General features: G+C 62.0%; 15 protein-coding genes. 3 read left to right on the top strand and 12 right to left on the bottom strand.

Going from position 1 to position 18168, the window contains the following annotated elements:
- Window positions 1-67: 67 nt before the first annotated feature.
- The 6 genes from K0P03_RS22660 to K0P03_RS22635 all read right to left on the bottom strand — a co-directional run bounded on the left by K0P03_RS22660 (window position 68) and on the right by K0P03_RS22635 (window position 6358).
- Complete coding sequence (locus K0P03_RS22660; protein ID WP_272790701.1) at window positions 68-1660, bottom strand: GMC family oxidoreductase; 1593 nt, start codon at window positions 1658-1660, stop codon at window positions 68-70.
- Between the two features lie 109 nt (window positions 1661-1769).
- Complete coding sequence (locus K0P03_RS22655) at window positions 1770-2696, bottom strand: branched-chain amino acid ABC transporter permease (RefSeq protein ID WP_430441341.1); 927 nt, start codon at window positions 2694-2696, stop codon at window positions 1770-1772.
- A gap of 58 nt (window positions 2697-2754) precedes the next feature.
- Window positions 2755-3642, bottom strand: a complete 888-nt coding sequence (locus tag K0P03_RS22650; RefSeq protein WP_023513518.1) for a branched-chain amino acid ABC transporter permease — start codon at window positions 3640-3642, stop codon at window positions 2755-2757.
- 7 nt (window positions 3643-3649) lie between these two features.
- Window positions 3650-4351, bottom strand: a complete 702-nt coding sequence (locus tag K0P03_RS22645) for an ABC transporter ATP-binding protein (RefSeq protein WP_023513519.1) — start codon at window positions 4349-4351, stop codon at window positions 3650-3652.
- A gap of 1 nt (window position 4352) precedes the next feature.
- Window positions 4353-5135 carry an ABC transporter ATP-binding protein gene (locus K0P03_RS22640; protein WP_023513520.1) on the bottom strand — a complete coding sequence of 261 codons (783 nt, stop codon included), beginning with the start codon at window positions 5133-5135 and terminating at the stop codon, window positions 4353-4355.
- Window positions 5136-5149: 14 nt separating this feature from the next.
- Window positions 5150-6358: an ABC transporter substrate-binding protein gene (locus K0P03_RS22635; protein ID WP_024271007.1), complete on the bottom strand. Its 1209-nt coding sequence runs from the start codon at window positions 6356-6358 to the stop codon at window positions 5150-5152.
- Between the two features lie 169 nt (window positions 6359-6527).
- Here K0P03_RS22635 and K0P03_RS22630 point away from each other — a divergent pair, with 169 nt between their 5' ends.
- On the top strand, window positions 6528-7457 hold the full coding sequence (locus K0P03_RS22630; protein ID WP_024271006.1) for a LysR family transcriptional regulator: 930 nt from the start codon (window positions 6528-6530) through the stop codon (window positions 7455-7457).
- Window positions 7458-7674: 217 nt separating this feature from the next.
- Here the strand turns inward: K0P03_RS22630 and K0P03_RS22625 are convergent, their stop codons facing one another.
- Entirely contained in the window at window positions 7675-8208 is a 534-nt protein-coding gene (locus K0P03_RS22625) for an NnrS family protein (protein ID WP_245290409.1), read from the bottom strand.
- Between the two features lie 226 nt (window positions 8209-8434).
- Window positions 8435-8611, bottom strand: a complete 177-nt coding sequence (locus K0P03_RS22620; protein WP_156032042.1) for a hypothetical protein — start codon at window positions 8609-8611, stop codon at window positions 8435-8437.
- 101 nt (window positions 8612-8712) lie between these two features.
- Between K0P03_RS22620 and K0P03_RS22615 the strand changes: the two genes are divergently transcribed.
- The gene (locus tag K0P03_RS22615; RefSeq protein ID WP_024271005.1) at window positions 8713-10701 is read left to right on the top strand and encodes a cysteine peptidase family C39 domain-containing protein; all 1989 of its coding nucleotides are present in this window, start codon (window positions 8713-8715) and stop codon (window positions 10699-10701) included.
- Entirely contained in the window at window positions 10698-12395 is a 1698-nt protein-coding gene (locus K0P03_RS22610) for an ATP-binding cassette domain-containing protein (protein WP_023512178.1), read from the top strand. Before K0P03_RS22615 ends, K0P03_RS22610 begins: the two co-directional genes overlap by 4 nt.
- Here the strand turns inward: K0P03_RS22610 and K0P03_RS22605 are convergent.
- From K0P03_RS22605 to K0P03_RS22590, 4 genes are all read right to left on the bottom strand, one after another.
- The gene (locus tag K0P03_RS22605) at window positions 12350-13273 is read right to left on the bottom strand and encodes a GNAT family N-acetyltransferase (protein ID WP_023512179.1); all 924 of its coding nucleotides are present in this window, start codon (window positions 13271-13273) and stop codon (window positions 12350-12352) included. The two genes, K0P03_RS22610 and K0P03_RS22605, sit on opposite strands and share 46 nt — an antisense overlap.
- A gap of 93 nt (window positions 13274-13366) precedes the next feature.
- Window positions 13367-13513: a hypothetical protein gene (locus tag K0P03_RS22600; RefSeq protein WP_024271004.1), complete on the bottom strand. Its 147-nt coding sequence runs from the start codon at window positions 13511-13513 to the stop codon at window positions 13367-13369.
- A 269-nt stretch (window positions 13514-13782) separates the two neighbouring features.
- Window positions 13783-16023 (bottom strand): ATP-binding cassette domain-containing protein, encoded by a 2241-nt coding sequence (locus K0P03_RS22595; RefSeq protein WP_023515200.1) that lies wholly within the window; start codon window positions 16021-16023, stop codon window positions 13783-13785.
- Complete coding sequence (locus K0P03_RS22590; protein ID WP_024271003.1) at window positions 16020-18167, bottom strand: cysteine peptidase family C39 domain-containing protein; 2148 nt, start codon at window positions 18165-18167, stop codon at window positions 16020-16022. Before K0P03_RS22590 ends, K0P03_RS22595 begins: the two co-directional genes overlap by 4 nt.
- Window position 18168 lies beyond the last annotated feature (1 nt).

Here is an 18168-nt window from a genome sequence, read left to right as displayed (position 1 = left end):
CAGATCTTTCGAATTGCGGGCACGGATATGAGCAACCGAAGCGCACCTGCCCGGAATTTGGGGGGGATCACCGCTCCGCCAGGATCATGGCTGCTGCCTTCTCCGCGATCATGATCGTCGGAGAATTGGTGTTGCCGGAAGTGATGCGCGGCATGACGGAGGCATCGGCGATACGAAGCCGGCCAAACGCCCGCAGCTTCAGCTGCGGATCCACGACGCTTTCCGGATCGGCCCCCATGCGGCAGGTGCCGGTCGGATGGAAGATCGTCGTGCCAATGTCACCCGCCGCTTTTTCAAGATCCGCGTCGGTCTCGAAGGAGGGGCCGGGTTTGTGTTCGATCGGATTGAAGCGGGCGAAGGACGGCTGCTGCACGATATGGCGCGTCAGGCGGATTGCGTTGACGGCCACGTCGCGGTCGCTTTGCTCGCTGAGATAGTTCGGGCGGATTTGCGGCTGCAGGGCAAAGTCCGGGCCTTTCACATGAACCGAGCCACGGCTGTCGGGGCGCAAGTTGCACACGCTCGCCGTCATCGCCGGGAAGGGATGGACGCCCTCGCCAAACTTCTCGAGCGACACCGGCTGGATGTGATACTGCAGGTCGGGCGTCTCCTTGTCCGGCCCCGAACGGGTGAAGATGCCGAGCTGACTCGGCGCCATCGCCATGGGGCCGGAGCGCCTCACCAGATATTCGAGCCCAATCGACGCCTTGCCGAGCAGCGTGCTGGCTTTCTCGTTCAGCGTCGGCACGCCGGTGACTTTGTAGACCAGCCGAAGCTGGAGATGGTCCTGCAGGTTCTCACCGACGCCGCCCACATCCTTTGCGACCTCGATGCCCGCGTTCTTGAGGACCTCGCCGCGACCGATGCCGGAGAGTTCAAGAAGATGGGGGGAGCCGATCGCGCCAGCGCTCAGCACGGTCTCGCGGGCGGCATAGGCCTTCTTGACGACCCCCTCGTGCTGGAACTCGACGCCCTTGACCTCGCCACCTTCAACGATCAGGCGCCGCGCATGCGCCTTGGTGAGAACGGTCAGATTGGACCGGGCACGTGCCGGTTTGAGGAAGGCCTTGGAGGTGTTCCAGCGGATGCCCGAGCGCTGGTTGACGTCGAAATAGCCGGATCCTTCATTGTCGCCGCGGTTGAAATCCTCGGTCTCGGGTATGCCGGCTTCGCTCGCAGCCTTCTGGAAAGCATCCAGCACCGCCCAGCGCACGCGCGCCTTTTCCACGCGCCATTCGCCGCCGCCGCCATGCATGTCGCTCGGGCCCTTATAGAAATCCTCCGACTTGCGGAAATGCGGCAACACATCGTCCCAGCCCCATCCAGTGCAGCCAAGCTGGCGCCACAGGTCGTAATCGCGCGCCTGACCACGCATGTAGATCATGCCGTTGATCGAGGAGCACCCACCGAGCACCTTTCCGCGTGGATAGTTCAGCGCCCGACCGTTGAGGCCCGGCTCCATGTCGGTGGAAAAGCACCAGTCCGTGCGCGGGTTGTTGATACAATAGAGATAACCGACCGGGATGTGGATCCAGTGATAGTTGTCGCTTCCACCGGCCTCCAGCAGCAGCACGCGATGGCTGCGATCCGCCGACAACCGGTTGGCGAGGATACAGCCAGCGCTACCGGCACCCACGATGATGTAGTCGAACTGTTCCATGTCGAACTCCAAGCAGACCCCGTCCAGCGTGCCGCCCAGGCGCCGCGGGGTAATGTCTCCGTTTCCTTTTCGTGGGGCCGGTCTCCAGCACCCTGCCGCTGAGGGGCGTCTAGAAGCCGAGCTTCCTGCCCAGCCGCGAGGCGTAGAACTCCCCCACGATGCCGCGACGGAAGAGCAGAACACAGGCCATGAAGACGATGCCGGTGACGATTGTGACCGGAACATCGGAGGTGGCGAGGTAGTTCTGCAGCGTGACGACCAGACCGGCGCCGACGACCGGCCCGATCATCGTGCCAATGCCGCCGAGCAGCGTCATCAGGATCACTTCGCCGGACATCTGCCAGCCAACGTCGGTAAGCGTGGCGAACTGAAACACCAGAGCCTTGAGGCCACCGGCAAGCCCCGTAAGCGCCGCTGACATGACGAAAGCCCCGAGCTTGTAGTTGCGAACCGAATAGCCGAGCGAGATCGCGCGCTGCTCGTTCTCCCGGATCGACTTCAAGATCATGCCGAAAGGCGAGTTGATGAAGCGCCAGATGATGGCCATGCCGAACAGGAAGACGACGAGGACGAAGTAATACATGCTGGTTGGACGGTTGAGGTCGATCAGGCCGAACAGATGGCCGCGCGGCACCGACTGGATACCATCCTCACCATGCGTGAAGGCTGCCTGCAGGCAGAAGAAGTAGAACATCTGCCCGAGCGCCAACGTGATCATCGCAAAATAGATGCCCTGCCGGCGGATGGCGAAGAACCCCACCACCAGGCCGAGCAACGCTGCGCCCACAACACCGATGAGAATACCGGCCTCTGGGGTGACGCCCCACTCCTTCACCGCGTATGCGGTGAAGTAGGCCGCACCACCAAAGAAGGTGGCGTGGCCGAAGGAGAGCAATCCGGTATAGCCGAGCAGCAAATTGAAGGCACAGGCAAACAGCGCGAAGCACAGGAGCTTCATCAGGAAGATCGGGTAGAGGAACAGCGGGGCTGCAGCCAGGCAGCCAACCGCCACGACCAGCAATCCCACCTGGATCATCGAAGCACTACGCTCCGACCGGGCATTCGTCGTCATTTTTTCAGAAAGCTCCACCATGTCACGCATCCCTTCCGAACAGGCCGGCGGGCCGCAACAGAAGCACGATCGCCATAATTACGAAGATAACGATGTTGGAGGCTTCCGGGTAGAAGACCTTGGTCAGGCCCTCGGCGATGCCAAGCATATAGCCCGTGATGATCGCTCCCATGATGGACCCCATGCCGCCGACGACGACCACCGCGAAGACGACGATGATCAGGTTCGTGCCCATCAACGGCGAGACCTGGTAGACCGGCGCCGCCAGCACGCCGGCAAAGGCGGCAAGCCCCGCGCCGAGCGCATAGGTAAAGGTCAGGAGCAGCGGCACGTTGACGCCGAAAGCCTGTACAAGGACGGGGTTTTCCGTCGCTGCGCGCAGGTAGGAACCGAGTTTGGTCTTCTCGATTAGAAGCCAGGTTCCAAGGCAGGCGAGCAGCGAAACGACGACGACCCAGCCGCGATAGTTCGGCAGGAACATGAAACCGAGGTTGGTGCCGCCCGCAAGCAATGGCGGCGCCGCGTAGGGCTGGCCGGACGCGCCGTAGAGATAGCGGAACGTCCCCTCGATCGTCAGCGCCAGACCGAAAGTGAAGAGCAGACCATAGAGCGGATCGAGATTGTAAAGTCGGCTCAGCATGGTGCGTTCGATGACCGCACCGAGAAGCCCGACGATGACGGGTGCGAGAAGCAGGGCGGCCCAGTAGCTGATTGCAAAATACTGCAGCAGCAGGAATGCGACGAAGGCGCCCAGCATGTATTGCGCCCCGTGGGCGAAGTTGATCACGCGAAGCAGGCCGAAGATGACGGCGAGCCCGAGGCTCAGCAGCGCATAGAACGAACCGTTGATCAGGCCGATCAGCAACTGACCCAGGAGCGCCTGCACCGGAATTCCGAAAATCATGGTCATGGCGCGGTCAGACCCCCAGGACTTTGTGAAGCATCGGCATCCGGTCGGGCAGTTCCGACACCGGGAAATCCGCCACCATCTGGCCGTGGTCCATCAGGTAGAAGCGGTCGGCGATCTTGCTCGCGAAACGGAAGTTCTGCTCGACCAACAACACGGTCATGCCCCGCTCCTTCAGCGTCTTCAGCACGTCGCCGATGCGCTGCACGATAACCGGGGCCAAACCCTCCGTCGGCTCATCGAGAAGGAGCATCTTCACGCCTGTGCGCAGGATGCGGGCCATCGCCAGCATCTGCTGCTCGCCGCCGGACAGCTTGGTACCGGGACTGGTGCGGCGTTCGGCAAGGTTCGGGAAGAGGCCATAGATTTCGTCGAGCGACATCCCGCCCTTGGCGACGACCGGCGGCAGCATGAGGTTTTCCTCCACTGTCAGCGTCGCGAAGATACCACGCTCTTCCGGCACGAAGCCGATGCCGGCATGCGCCGTCCTGTGCAGCGGCACGGCCATCATGTCTTTGCCGTCGAAACGGATCTGGCCCTTTCGCTCGCGCAGGATGCCGACGATCGTGCGCAGCGTTGTCGATTTCCCCACGCCGTTGCGGCCGAGGATGGTAATCATCTCCCCTTCGCCCACCGTCATGTCGACGCCATGGAGTACGTGGCTCTCGCCATACCAGCTGTTGAGGCCCTTGACCTCCAGCAACGGTCTCATCTCAAGCCTCCTCCGTACCCATGTAGGCGACGCGGACCTGCTCATTCCGGCTGACGGTTGCATAGTCGCCCTCAGCCAGAATCTCGCCCCGCTGAAGCACGGTGACGTGATGGCAGATATTGGCCACGACCTTGAGGTTGTGCTCGACCATCAGGATGGCGCGATCCCTGGAAAGTGCGGTGATGAGGCTGGCGATGACGCCGACATCTTCCTGCCCCATCCCGGCCATCGGCTCATCCAGCAGCAGCACCTTCGGGTCGAGCGCCAGCGTGGTGGCGATCTCCAGCGCGCGTTTGCGGCCGTAGGACAGGTCGGCAGCGACACCGTTGCGCCATCTGTCGAGACCGACCATGGAAATCAGCTCGTCGGCGCGGGCGTTCAGGCAGTTCAGCGACGCCATCGGCTTCCAGAACTGTGTGGCGAGGTTGTTCGGCCGCTGCAGCGCCACGCGGACATTGTCCAGCACCGTCAGGTGCGGAAAGACCGCGGAAATCTGAAAGGACCGAACGAGACCCATGCGGGCGACCTTGTCCGGCGGCATGTTCGTGATGTCCGTCCCAAGCAGCGCAATCGTGCCTGCCGTCGGCTGAAGGAACTTCGTCAGGAGGTTGAAGACAGTCGTCTTGCCCGCGCCGTTCGGTCCGATCAGGGCGTGAACGCGGGCATGATGGACATCGAGATCGACGTTCTTCACCGCAGAGAAGCCACCGAAGTCTCGCCGAAGGCCGCGGGCGGAAAGCACCACCCGCGGATCCGGCTGCGTCTGTCGTTCAGACATAGCCATGCTTGCGTCCAGACCTACTGGCTTACCAGATCGCAGCCGCTCTTGGCCGGATCGATGAAAGCGTCCTTGCCGGGAATGGTCGCCAGCACCTTGAAGTAATCCCAATCGACATTGCTTTCGCCCGGCTTCTTCACCTCGAGCAGGTACATGTCGTGGATCATCCGGCCGTTCGCTGCAACCGTGCCATTCTTGGCGAAGACGTCGTTGACGGGCATTTCGTGCAGCGCCTTGGAAACCGCATCGGCCTCATCCGTGCCTGCCTTGTCGATCGCCTTGAGGTACTGGGTGACGGCGGAATACGTGCCCGCCTGCACCATGTTCGGCATGCGGCCGGTACGGTCGAAGAAGCGCTTGCCGAACTTTGCCGACTCCTCGTCGCGGTTCCAGTAGAAACCCTCGGTGAGCGTCAGGCCCTGGGCCGCTTCCAGGCCGAGGCCATGGACTTCGGCGAGCGTGAAGAGAAGTGCCGCAAGGCGCTGGCCGCCGGCGACGATGCCGAATTCGGCTGCCTGCTTGATGGCGTTGGCCGTGTCGAGGCCGGCATTGGCAAGGCCGATGACTTTGGCGCCGGACGACTGGGCCTGGAGGAGGAACGACGAATAGTCGGTCGTGGCGAGCGGGTGGCGGACCGAGCCTGCGACCGTGCCGCCGTTCTCCTTGACGAAGTTCGACGTGTTCTCCTCCAGCGAGTAGCCGAAGGCATAGTCGGCCGTCAGGAAGAACCAGCTGTCGCCGCCCTGCTTCACAAGCGCGCCGCCGGTACCGACCGCCAGCGAATGGGTGTCATAGGCCCAATGGAAACCGTAGGGGCTGCACTGCTTGCCGGTCAACTCGGTCGTTGCCGCACCGGTATTGATGGTGATCTTCTTCTTTTCCTTGGAAAGCGCCTGTACCGCGAGACCGACCGACGAAGACGTCAGCTCCATGATGCTGTCGACCTGTTCGGTGTCGTACCATTGGCGGGCGATGTTGGAGGCGATGTCGGCCTTGTTCTGATGGTCGGCGGTGACGACCTCGACCGGTGCGCCGGCCGCCTTGCCGCCGTAGTCCTCGACGGCCATCTTCGCCGCCTCGTAAGACCACTTTCCACCGAAATCCGCATAGACCCCGGACTGGTCGTTGAGAATGCCGATCTTGACCTTGCCGTCGGATACATCGGCAGCAATAGCAGCCGTACCCATCGAGAGCAGGATGGCTGTGGACGCAATAAGACTGTTACGCATGTATCTCCTCCCCGAGATCAAAAAATGCCGATCTGTTCAAAAATTGGCCGACTGTTCTCCCGACAGCGACCCTCCCACCGCTAGTTTCCCAAAAAACCCGATTGACGCAAGGTTCGTCTGAAATTAATTGCAAACAGGGTCTGTTCATTTTTGAACAGAAGGGACATTCATGTCGGCGTATCCGCAGTTCACCTGGGACGATCTGATGTACTTCCTGGCGGTCGCCCGGACGGGGCAGTTGTCGACGGCTGCACGACAGCTAAGGACGAGTCACGCCACGGTGTCACGCCGCATCGACCGACTGGAATTCGCACTGAAGGTGAAGTTGTTCGAGCGCAATCCGCGCGGTTACGTCCTGACCTCGATGGGCCAGCGCTTTGTCGATACGGCCGAAAAAATCGAGGCGGAGACCGACAGGCTCCAGGCGGAAGTTTCCGGAGGTGCCACCGCCCAGCGCGGCGTGATCCGCATGAGCGCACCGGAAGGCTTCGCCAACTTCTTTCTGACCCATCGGCTGCATGATTTTGCGGCCAGCCATCCGAACCTCGCGCTCGAACTGGTGACGATCCAGCAGATCATGTCGCTCTCGCGCAAGGAAGCGGACCTCGCCGTTTCGCTCGATCCGCCGAAAGCCGGCCCCTATGATTGCGAGAAGATCGCCGACTACAGCCTGCATGTATACGGCTCCCGCCGCTACATCGAAGAGAATGGCCCGGTTCAAAACCGCGACGAGTTGCTCCAGCATCCCTTCATCGGTTACATCGAGGACATGATCTTCGCACCGGGCCTCGACTATCTCGGCGACGTGCATCCCGGCATCAAGGCGCGCTTTCAGAGCTCCAGCATCTTCGCTCAGTTGACGGCAACCCGGAACGGTCTCGGCCTTTGCATCCTGCCGCATTTCGTCGCCAAGCAGCATCCCGAGCTCCAGATCGTCCTTGCCGACGAGGTTGAGCTTCGCCGCACCTACTGGCTGATCTGCCACCACGACCTGCGCAACGTGCCGCGGGTGAAAATGGTGATCGACTTTCTCTTCCGGATCGCCCGCTCGAACATATCTTCTTTCCTGCGGGAGCTCGACGACGACGTCTATCGGTAAGGCCGTTTGCCCCCGGGGTCCCTCGTCCGTGGGAGTGCAAGCGGCTACCGCGTCACAAATGGCAGGCCTGTAAACAACCGCGAGACACAAGATCCTTTCCTTCGGGATCTGAGGGACGATCCCAATGCGCTAGATTGCCAGATATCGATTGCGCAACTCCCTATCGGCGGGAACGTCACGCGCGGAGCCGACATCGACGGTCCGCCCATGGCGATGATTACCGCCCTGTCGGCAAGCTCCAGAGCAACGGCGCAAGGCCGGAGGCGAAGGCGATTTCCGGGAGAACGCGGACGAAAGCGGCGGCAGCTATCAGCAAGGCCGCCCCATGGGCCTGCCACGGCAGGTCCAGGAGATCGCGGCCCGTGTGCCGCAGGCCCGCGATGATCAGCACGGCCATCACCGCGCAACCGAGCGCCCCGACCGACAGCATGTGCAGGCCCGCGACAGGCGGAAGATCAAGGCCGAGCCGCGTTGCACCGAGCACGAGGAAACCGGCACCTGCGAAGGCGTTGCCGAACGCCAGCACGGCCACCTCGGTCTTGAAGGCGGGCTGGCCGATGAACCATTCCGCCAGCCGGTCGAGGAACGCCGCGCCCGCCGCCAGCGCTAGCCAGGCCGAGACGCCACTGTCGGGAGTGACAAGCACCGAGGCCATATAGAGCAAGGTCATCGCCGCCGCCGCGTGGCGTCGCCCGGGATGCGGCCTGTAAACGAGAGGCTTGCAACGGAGCCATCCTTCCTGCTTGGCCATCGTTATGATCACATCATAGAAATTGCCCGCCGTCAGAGAAGATAGATCGAATCCCGGATCGGTATCGAATTTGGCGAAGACGACGGGTTCGGCTGCGCATGCTGCAGTGCTGTCATCTCCCTTGATGACAATGCGGCAGCTCATTGGGGCGTCGATATCGCCGACCTGGGCCGTGGCTGCCAAAGTCGTGAAGAGCACAAAAGGGGCGGGAGGGTTGCCGGAAAGGTCACGCTGCCAAAAGGAAAAGACTTGCCGCGATCAATAGCAGGCCAGCAACCAGCGGCGTACGCGCATTGGCGCGCATGGCTACGACTTCATCCAGTTGCTCGCCCTCGGCCAAGCGATCGAGTGCCTCCTTGCGGAAACGGACTGAACCGCTCTGGCCATTTGTTTCATTGCCCACAATTTTGGACCTAAAATCCGTTGATCTGCGAACGCCCGCCGGTGTCTATGCGCGGGAAGCTTCCAATTCGCCGCTACGCTCGTCGGCCAAAAGAGTCAAGCATGGCATTCAACCAAATCTGGCGGCATCTGGGGCCGTCCTACAAGCGTTTCACACGGATGAGCGGTGATGGTTTCGTCGCGACACCGCAGCGCCTACAAGGTATGGCAGCGGAATGTGGTGCCGTAGCACTTGCCATGCTCATGGCGCACTATGGCCGGGACATCCCACTCGATGTCCTTCGGCGCCGAATCTGCTCCCCGCTGGCGGGGTCGACGTTGCGGAACCTCCGCGATGCGGCACGAGAGGAAGGCTTCTCAGCGACAGCCCGGCGGATCGACCTCGACGGCTTGGTCAATGTACCGCTCCCCGCAATCGTACATCTGCGCTTCCTTCATTTCGCAGTGCTCGAGGCTGTGTCTAAGGTCGGCGTTCGCCTTAACGATCCCGCTGAAGGGGTAGTTGAGTTGGATATGCTTGAATTTTCGCGCCAGTTCACCGGCATCGTCCTCACCATCGCATCAAATGAGCCGCGCGAAGCCGAGCGGACACACCTGATCCAATGGGACAATACGCGCGGCGGACCTGTCTGTCTTCCTGCAACGCTCCTTGCGGTTGGCGCACTCGCAGCCCCGCTAGCCCTCACCACAGGACAGGTCGGCTTGACGTTCGTCTCCGTCCTGTTTTTGCTTGCCGGGGACGGCTTAGCCATGCAGCGAACCCGCGTTGCTGCTCGCAGCAGGGCCGAGCGACATGCTGCAAGTCTCGAGGAACATGTGAAGCGCTGGCCTGCCCAAGACATGGTCCTGTCGGGACGGTACCGGCTCGATGCAATGCTGTCCGCCATTGGGGCCCTCACCGATCCGCTCACACAGCGAAACGTCATATTCCTGCCCGCGCTTGCCGCCTGTTTGGCGGTACCGCCCTTCCTTGCGAGCCTCTTGGGCCTAGCACAAAGCCTGCTGCTGCTTGCGGCATGCAGCTTTTTCATCGCCACATCCAACGGGCGGGGACAACGGCACGCCAAGAGAGGCGATTTGGAGGCCGAACCCGGCCTTCTTACAGCAATGCTGTTCGCGCCAGCTGCCCGTTGGCGCCTTGGGGCTGGCCCGCAGGCGATGTTCGTCCGCCTCTCCGGCCTGTCAACACAGACGGAAAAGCCCCTCTTTACTGCCGTCGAGAAAAACCAACGCCGTACACTTCTCTTTTTGATTGCGGTTGCGGCCAGTCTTGCGCCGGCTTTCGCCGCGAGCGGCGACAGGACACTTGCGATGCTGTGGTGCGGCCTCATGGCCATCTGGCTATGCTTTCGCCTTGTTGATGGGTTGGCAAGCAAGCGGGCGGCCGAGGCCACCTTCGCTCGTCTTTCCGACACCCCTCCGGATGGTTTGATTGGCGCACCGACCGGTGCGCGGGCGTCCGACCGGCTCCACGCCCTCGAATTTCGCGGCGTAAGCTGGCGGCCGTTCGAGCGGTCCGAGAGTGTATTCGGGCCTATCAGTTTCCAGTTTCCCCCCGGCGGATTGCTTGCTGTGGAAGGCCGCTCAGGTAGCGGCCATAGCCTCCTGTGCCGCTTGAGTAGTGGCCTCCTCTCGCCATCCGAAGGTCAAGTTTTGGTGTACGGTCATCAATGTTGCGGACCACAGGCGGGAATCATCCTTCTTGACGGCGAGGAGCCGATGCCACGGGGAAGCGTGCGACGTTTCTTGGCCGTCGAAAGCGACATGGAGAAAAATAGAACACTCGAACTAGTGGAACTGGCCGGAGCGCTTGCGCCACGCGGGGGGCTTGACCTCTATCTCACCGCCGGCGCGCCGGAGCTCAGCGGCGGCCAGAGGGCACGGTTGCAACTCGCGCGCGCCCTTCTTGCCCAGCCCCGCCTTCTCGTCATCGACGGGATGCTTGATTCGGTCGAGGCGGAGCTTGCCGAGCGCATTCTTGCGCGCCTGCACAAATCCGGCCTGACAATGGTGGTCTCGTCTTTGCGCCACCTGCCGATGGAGCTAACCAGCCATCGTGTGGCGCTTGGTTCAGCGGAAACATCGCCATGAGCGGGCGTTATTGGCGACGACGCATCCGACCGCTGGCGGGACATTGGCGCGGCGAAGACATTGGCCCAGTTCTTACCGGCGAAACCGAGGACGACGAGCATATCCATCAGCCGGGAACGACAGGATATCGCCGGCTTGCAGACATGGCGTGCGGCGACTTGAAAATATATGCCTTTGCCGAACGGGGACAGGCTTTGCGGCCTCGCCCGCCGTGGCTGGCCGCGCTCATGCAGGCCGGTTGGCTGGCACCGGGCGGCGCCCTTTGGCTTTGGCAAGCGGACACCTCAAACTGGGCCGGCTTACTCCGGCCCCTTTTCTTCGCCTTTGGGCTTTTCTTTCTCGCCTATGCCGGCCAAACCATCGCCCTGCGCAACATTCGCGATGCCCGCATAGCGATCCGTCACCGCTCTTGGGACAGGTTGCTTTCCTCGCCTGGCGACCGCCGCGCGCATGCGGACCGGCGGGAAAGCCGTGCCAATCACGCAGAATTGGTCTGCTTCTGTGCACGGATGGACTTGCAAGCTTGGCTACCGACGGGCCTGATTGCGCTCCTTGCACTTTCCCTCACGGCAGGGCCGGCGGGTACGATTGCATCGTTGCTCGTCGCAACAGTCCTCGCTGTCGCCGCCGCGATTTGCGACGGGCTGAGCATGGAGCATGGCGTGAGGATGCATGAGCGGGCGGAGGCTGCGCTACGGCGCGCAGGTCCACTCAAATATGCTCCGTGGTCCATCGGATACGGCCAGCTCGATGGGCGACTGCAGAAGGCGCGAAGCTTTTTGGCGGACCGGGTCAGCCGTCTGCACCGGCAATCCGCATTTGATGATGTTGCCCGCAGCATCGATCTTGCAGGGCTGACCTTGACGCCGCTCGCTGCCTACGCCTCGGCATCGGCAAGCAGTCGCCCTTTGGCGGCACTTTTCGCCCTTGCACTCGGCAAGGCTGCGATATCAGTTGCGAGGGCAGCGCTGCGGCTGCGAACCGCTGCCACGCCAACGGTTGCATGCCGAGCTCGCACCGGCGCGGCAGATGAACCTTCGCCCTTCATCAGCCTGGAGGCAAGAGCCGTAACCCACGCCCACGGCACCGGCGCGCCTCTGTTTCAACCCGTCTCCTTTTGGCTGAGGCCAGGAGAGGTTCTGGCACTCACCGGTCCGTCGGGGATCGGCAAATCCACGCTGATGCGCATTCTGATGGGCCTGGAAGAACCGCGGGCAGGCCGACTGCTACTGAATGGCACGCCTCTCAACGGCGCGCGCGTGCAAGCTTGGCGCGTTTCTGCCGCATGCGTCATGCAAGACGAGCGCAATGAACCCGGCACGATTTCCGCTGTGATCGGCGCAGGACTTGACGATATGTCGCCGGTCGCCATAGAGGCAGCAGCCCTGGCCGCCCACGTTCATGAGGAGATCTCGGCCCTGCCCATGGGCTATCTTACCTTGATGATCGAAGGCGCTATGCCGCGAGCGCTCAGCTCCCGCATTGCAATCGCGCGCTGTTTTGCTGCCCGCCCCAGGATCCTTTTTCTCGATGAAACGCTATCCTGCCTCGACACCGACACAGCCGCGCGGATCCTCGCCAATGCCCGCGCTCAAAATATTGCCGTCGTCATGATCTCACATCGGCCGGACGTATTGGCGCTAGCCGATCAGACTGTCGCGATCGGCGCCCCAGAGAAAGTGAACGTGGAGTAGAGGTGTCGATCGTGAAAATCTGCGAACTCCCCGGCGTACCGATCGAGAAACGCCGCCATACCTGGATGTTCCGGTCCTGTGTTGTAGCGCCAGCGCCCCGTTGGGCCGAAGGCGGCATGGTGCCGGCGACAGACCTCCACAAGAAGTGGCATCAATGCCCCCGCGCTGGTCGAGAGGCCCCGGTTGTATAGGCTGCAGAACCAAACCTCGCCCGGCCCGCTATTCTGCACCACCATCCAGCCGTCAAGGTTCATGTTGCGGTACATGAGCAGTGAGAGCTGCTGATTAACGTTTACGAGCGGGTCAAACGGACGCCAGCGACCCGGGACGCCCTCGGCTTCGAGAAGCCCATCGATCTCGGCCCGCTCGCTAGCCGTCACAGCGCCGAACTCGCGAAATTCAATGCCCGGACGGACGGTCATGCGTTCCATGCGGCGGCTGTCGGACCAGACTTTCGTCTGCTGTGCATTCGCGGAAATGCGGACGCAATCCAGCGCCGGCGTGCTCCAGCCAAGCGACGCGAGGAGCCTGGAAAGGGGCTCGGCGCCCGGCAAGCTATCCGACCAGAAAGCCGCCAGTTTGCCGGATCCGGCAGTGCAATAGATTTTCTGTGCCTGTCGCATTAACGCGCGCGCAACACCTTTTCTACGCCACACCGAAGCTGTAAAGACCGACAGAAGCCGTCTGCCGCCCTCGTCACTCTCGCGCCACAGCGCCAGTCCGCACAGTTCCGTTCCCTGAAACGCGACAAAAATGTCGTGGCCCGGCGCACCGTCCAACAACTGCCGATACGCCGGAAATGTCATTCGCTGCGCTTCCGCGCCGACAATAGCATTCCGTCTTTCGACGGTGAATGGATGAGTATTCGGGGTGAGCATTCCCGTTTTCCGCTTTTTTTGACCGGTATCCGCAAACTCTGTCGCGGATACCCGCAGGTTCACCATCCGGCCTTTTCAAGAGGCCGGAGTTTTTTAGCGGCCGAAGCCCGAACCCTTGACGATTTCCTTCATGCTCGGACGCGCCGGATAACCGCCCGAAACCATATCGAGTGCGGCATCGGGAAGCTCGTCATTGACGATGGTCTTAACGTCCTGGCTCTTGATCTTCTTGTCACTCATGTCTGTTCCTTTCGGCCCTGATCGTACAGGGCGGTTGGTTGCGAACCGTCGGTTCCGGAACCGCGCGGTCTTTTTCATTCGGCGCCAATGCCAGAGAAAAAAGCCCGCAGTTATCCCTCCGTCGATCAAACGAGACTCATTCTCGCCAGCGATCGCCGGAAAGTTACTGTTCAAAACCTGCGGTTTTTTGCTTTTCCTCTGGACAGAGGAGGTAGAATTCTCCCGGCCCGCGTTCAAGAATATTCGTTGAAGCTCCCAGATTTGGTCTGTCACGGAGCGGCCAACACCTCTTCGCCGGCAAGGTCCTGGAAGCAGCCACCGGCCCGGGCGAGTTCGTTGAAGGTCCCGGTTTCAACCACCTTGCCCCGATCGAGCACGATAATGCAGTCGGCCTGGCGAATGGTGGACAGGCGATGGGCGATGACAATGCGTGTCGCGTTCAAACCGGTCAGCGTTTCGGCCAGCCTGGCCTGCGTACAATTGTCGAGCGCACTTGTTGCTTCGTCGAGCAGGAGGATCTTCGGTTTGTTTATCAAGGCTCGAGCAATCAAAATACGCTGGCGCTGACCACCGGAAAGCGTGCTGCCGCCATCAGCCAGTATGGTATGCAGACCCATCGGCATGGCGGCCAGATCCTCCTCCAAGCCTGCAAGTCGGGCAGCGCACAGGACCTCCTGTGGTCCACAGTCGGAGGCACCGACAATGTTGTCGTAGATCGAACCTGCCGATAGCATGCCGTTCTGCAGTACGACGCCCGTTTGGCGGCGTATGAAGCGGGGCTCCAATCCATGGACAGGAATGCCGTCAAAGAGAATTTCGCCGCTTTCCAACGTTTCGAAACCAAGCATCAGCCGGAGGAGCGTCGACTTTCCACTGCCAGACGAGCCGACGATCGCCACGAACTGCCCGCGACCCACATTGAAGCTCACGTCCTGCAAGATCGGAGGGCCATCCGCGTGATAGCGGAAGTTGACATTGCGGAAAGCGATATTGCCTTCAAGATCAAGGCCATGCTGGGCGGGACGTATGCCTTCCTCCGGCTTCGCCTCGAGCACCGGCCGGGTGCGTTCCAGCAAGGGCGCGACCGCCATAAGGCCGGAGATTGCGCCGATGCCGGCACGCATGGCAGCTGTCAACTGACCGAACGCCGTCGCAAAGCCCGCAAATGCCGCGACGGTCAACACTGTCGGCGCATCGTCGCTGTCCGCCGGGGCCGCAAGTGCGTCGAGGATCGCCTTCTTTTCATCGACATCGGCCAGCCATATCACAGCACCGTAGATCAGAAGCAAGCAAAGCCAGGGCATCGAAACCTGCAAAACGCTCTGCCACGCCCTGTAGAGCCTTGCCCGCATGAAGGCCTGCCGCTGCCGGGCGCTCTTCCATGCCCATTGGGTCAGCGCGCGTTTTTCGGCATCGGCCCCACGCAGTCGCACGATGCCGAACAGCAGTTGCAGAACGAACCCCTGCACCACGCCACGCGCCGCGACCTGTCGACGCTCTTCCAGAAGCTGCTGCCAGGAGAGCACCATCGAGACCAGCGCAAGCAAGCTTGCAGCCGAAACGCCGATCAGCGCAAGACGCCAATCGATAAGGAACAGCACCAGGGCGCTGACCAGGATCCCGAGTACGCCGAATAGGCCGGAAAGCATGCTGCCAGTAACCATTTGCCGCGCCTCCTGCAGGCTCAGCACGCGCTCGGCGAGGTCGCCGGTGGTGAACCGTTTAAAGAACCCGACGGGAAGGCGCAGAAGCCGATGGAAAATGGCGGCCTGCAGGGTTGCGTCTAGGCGGGATTCGATGCGCGCCACCGCGAAGGTCCGAACCAGATCGAAGGCCGTTTGCCCAAAGGCGATCGCCACAAGGCCGATCAGGATTTGCCAGAGATTGACCCGGTCGCCCGATGGGATCACGTGCTCGAACAGCAGGGTCGCCGCGACAGGCAGCACCAACACCGCAAGGCTCGCCATAACCGCCATCGCCAACATGCGCAGCACGTCCATGCTCGCGCCGCGAAGACCGAAGCGCAAAAGGCCGCCAAGTGTTGCGGGCGCATCGGGTAGCACGGGGTAGACCTGGATTGCTGCGGAGCGTACCCGCGCTGCGATGCGCGCGTTCGCCCGAGCGAATGTGCCGCCGGCAACGATTTTCCAGCCACCCTGTGCGGCGGGAACCAACGCGGCCGGCGTGCCGTCCTCCAGTTCGGCCAGCATTGGCAATCCGTCATAGCGCCACCAGTCCACCGCTAGCTCCACCGGGCGATAAGCAATGCCCGCCCGCCGCAGCAAGACCGGCGCTTCGACCCAGGGATCGTGGGCCGCCAGATCGCGCAATGTTTCCGTAGATATCGGATGGCCGGCCGCCTTCATGGCAGTAGCAATCGCCGTAACCAGAGGCGTGCTGACCACTTCGCTGCCGCTACCTTCGCCAGCGAAAAGCTCGAATAGCGCCAACGTCAATCCGGCATCGGCAAGTTTTTCGCGCTGCGTGGTTGGTGACGGTCGCTGCGTCATGGCGCATTCTCCCGCACCAGGGAGGCATACTCACCCTTAAGCGCAAGGAGTTCCGCGTGGTTGCCGCGCTCGACGACCCGTCCGGCCTTCATGACGATTATTTCGTCGCAATCGCGAACAGTCGCGATGCGATGGGCGATAACGATGCAGGAACATCCCCTCCGGCGCAGGCTCTCACCGATCTTCTTTTCCGTGACCGTATCCAGCGCCGAGGTCGCCTCGTCGAGGATGAGTATCTGCGGATTGCCACCAAGTGCCCGAGCAATTTCCAGACGCTGGCGTTGCCCGCCGCTGAAGTTGCCGCCGTTCTCGTCGACCGCTGCAAACAACCGCCCTTTGCGCGAAAGGATATCATCCAGCACCGCCGCATCGGCCAGCGCCTGCGTGATCGTTCCTTCGGATACGCCGTCGTTCCAGAGTGTCAGATTATCGTGAACCGTTCCTTCGAACAGGAAGATGTCCTGGTCGACATAGCCGCACAGCGCCGCGCGCCGTGCGGCGGGAATGGCCATAAGATCAACGCCACCAAGCTTGAGCGAACCACCCCACGGCTCCAGAAGCCCGGCGAGCAGGCGGCCCGCGGTGGTCTTGCCGCTGCCAGAGCCGCCAACAATCGCGATCCGCGACCCAGGCCTCAGTACCAGCGAGAGACCTTCTATCAGTGGTGGATCCAGCGGACTGTACCCGAAGCTCAGGTCTTCTGCTTCAATCACGCAATCCTTCGGAGCGCGCGCCTCGACCGCTGCCGCAAACGCCGGTGCCCGCATTACGTCGTCAGCCCGCTCCAGATCCGCACGTACCTGCTGGATCTGTCCTGCTAGCGCCAACAAGCCTGCGATCGGAGCAGAAAAACTCACAGCTAGGGCCTGGAACGCAATCAGCGTACCGGGCGTCGCTGCCCCGTCCATCACTCGGAGTCCGCCCACGCCAAGGACAAGAGCGCCGGCCAGCGCCTGCATCAGTGCGGGAACGGCCGCCAGCACCGCATCAATATGCCCCTGATCGCTGCGCAGGCCGAGGAGCCGCGCCTGATGCCCGGCCCAGCGCCGGAAGGTTTCGTTTTCGAGACCGGAAGCCTTCACCGTTTCCAAGCTGCGAATAGGCCCGATGGTAGCCGCCACTAGCTTACCGGCTGCTGCCACCTGCTGACGGGCATTGATTCCTTGTCGTCGGATGGCTTCACGCAACACCAGCGCATAGACGCTCTGAATGGCAATGAGCAGTGCCGCCAATACCGGATCGAGGGCGAGCATGATCGCCGCGTAAGCCACAATGCTTGCGAGGTTGAAGACATGCGTCGCCAGTTCCCCGGAAAGCAAGTTCGCGAGCCGCTCGTTGGCGTCGAGCCGGCTAGCAAGCTCCCCCGCATGACGTTGCGTGTAGAAGCTGATCGGCAGGCGCAGCATGTGCCAAAGCTGCCGGGTCGTCGGCAGGAAGGCGAGTCGCGTTTCCAGTTTCATTAGAAGGAGTTGCTGGAACAAAGCGACAGCAGCCTGGAACAGGATAACGCCGAAGAGCAGCAGGCAGAACGGCAGGAGCCAGTCCTTTTGTTGGCCGATCAGAATGTCGTCGATGAAGCTTCGGGAAAGCACCGGTAACACGACGCCCGGCACGACGAGAAAAAGTGAGGCCGCCAGAATGGAGAACAGGGCCGGTCGCGTTCCTCTCAACCGCTCACCGAGCGACGACAGCGGCGACATCCTCTTTCCACCGGGGCAAAACCGCTCGCCCTTCCGGAATGTCAGCGCGACGCCGGTAAAGCTTCCAGCGAGTTCCCGCATCGATATCGTCCGCCGCCCCTCGGCCGGGTCGACGATCGTGGCGACACCACCTGCAATGCGCTCCAGAACAACAAAATGGTTGAACTCCCAGTGCAGGATAGCTGGTCCCTCGATATCGCATAGCTCTCCAGGCTCGGCACGCAGCCCCCGCGCTTCCAGCCCGGCCCAGCGTGCGACACGCAACAGGTTGCTGGCCTTGGTGCCGTCGCGTGAAACGCCGGCCCGGATGCGCAATTCGTCGAGGCCTATATGCCGGCCGTGCCAGGCCAGCACTGTGGCGAGGCAGGCGACGCCGCATTCGGCGTGCTCGATCTGCAAAATCGTCGGGACCGGTCGTCTCGACGCCGGGAACAGGCGCCCCATG

It is taken from the genome of Shinella sp. HY16, from assembly GCF_028534175.1.
GTDB lineage: Bacteria > Pseudomonadota > Alphaproteobacteria > Rhizobiales > Rhizobiaceae > Shinella.
The sequence above is the reverse complement of the archived record's forward strand: the minus strand, read 5'-3'. Positions and strand labels throughout refer to the sequence as shown.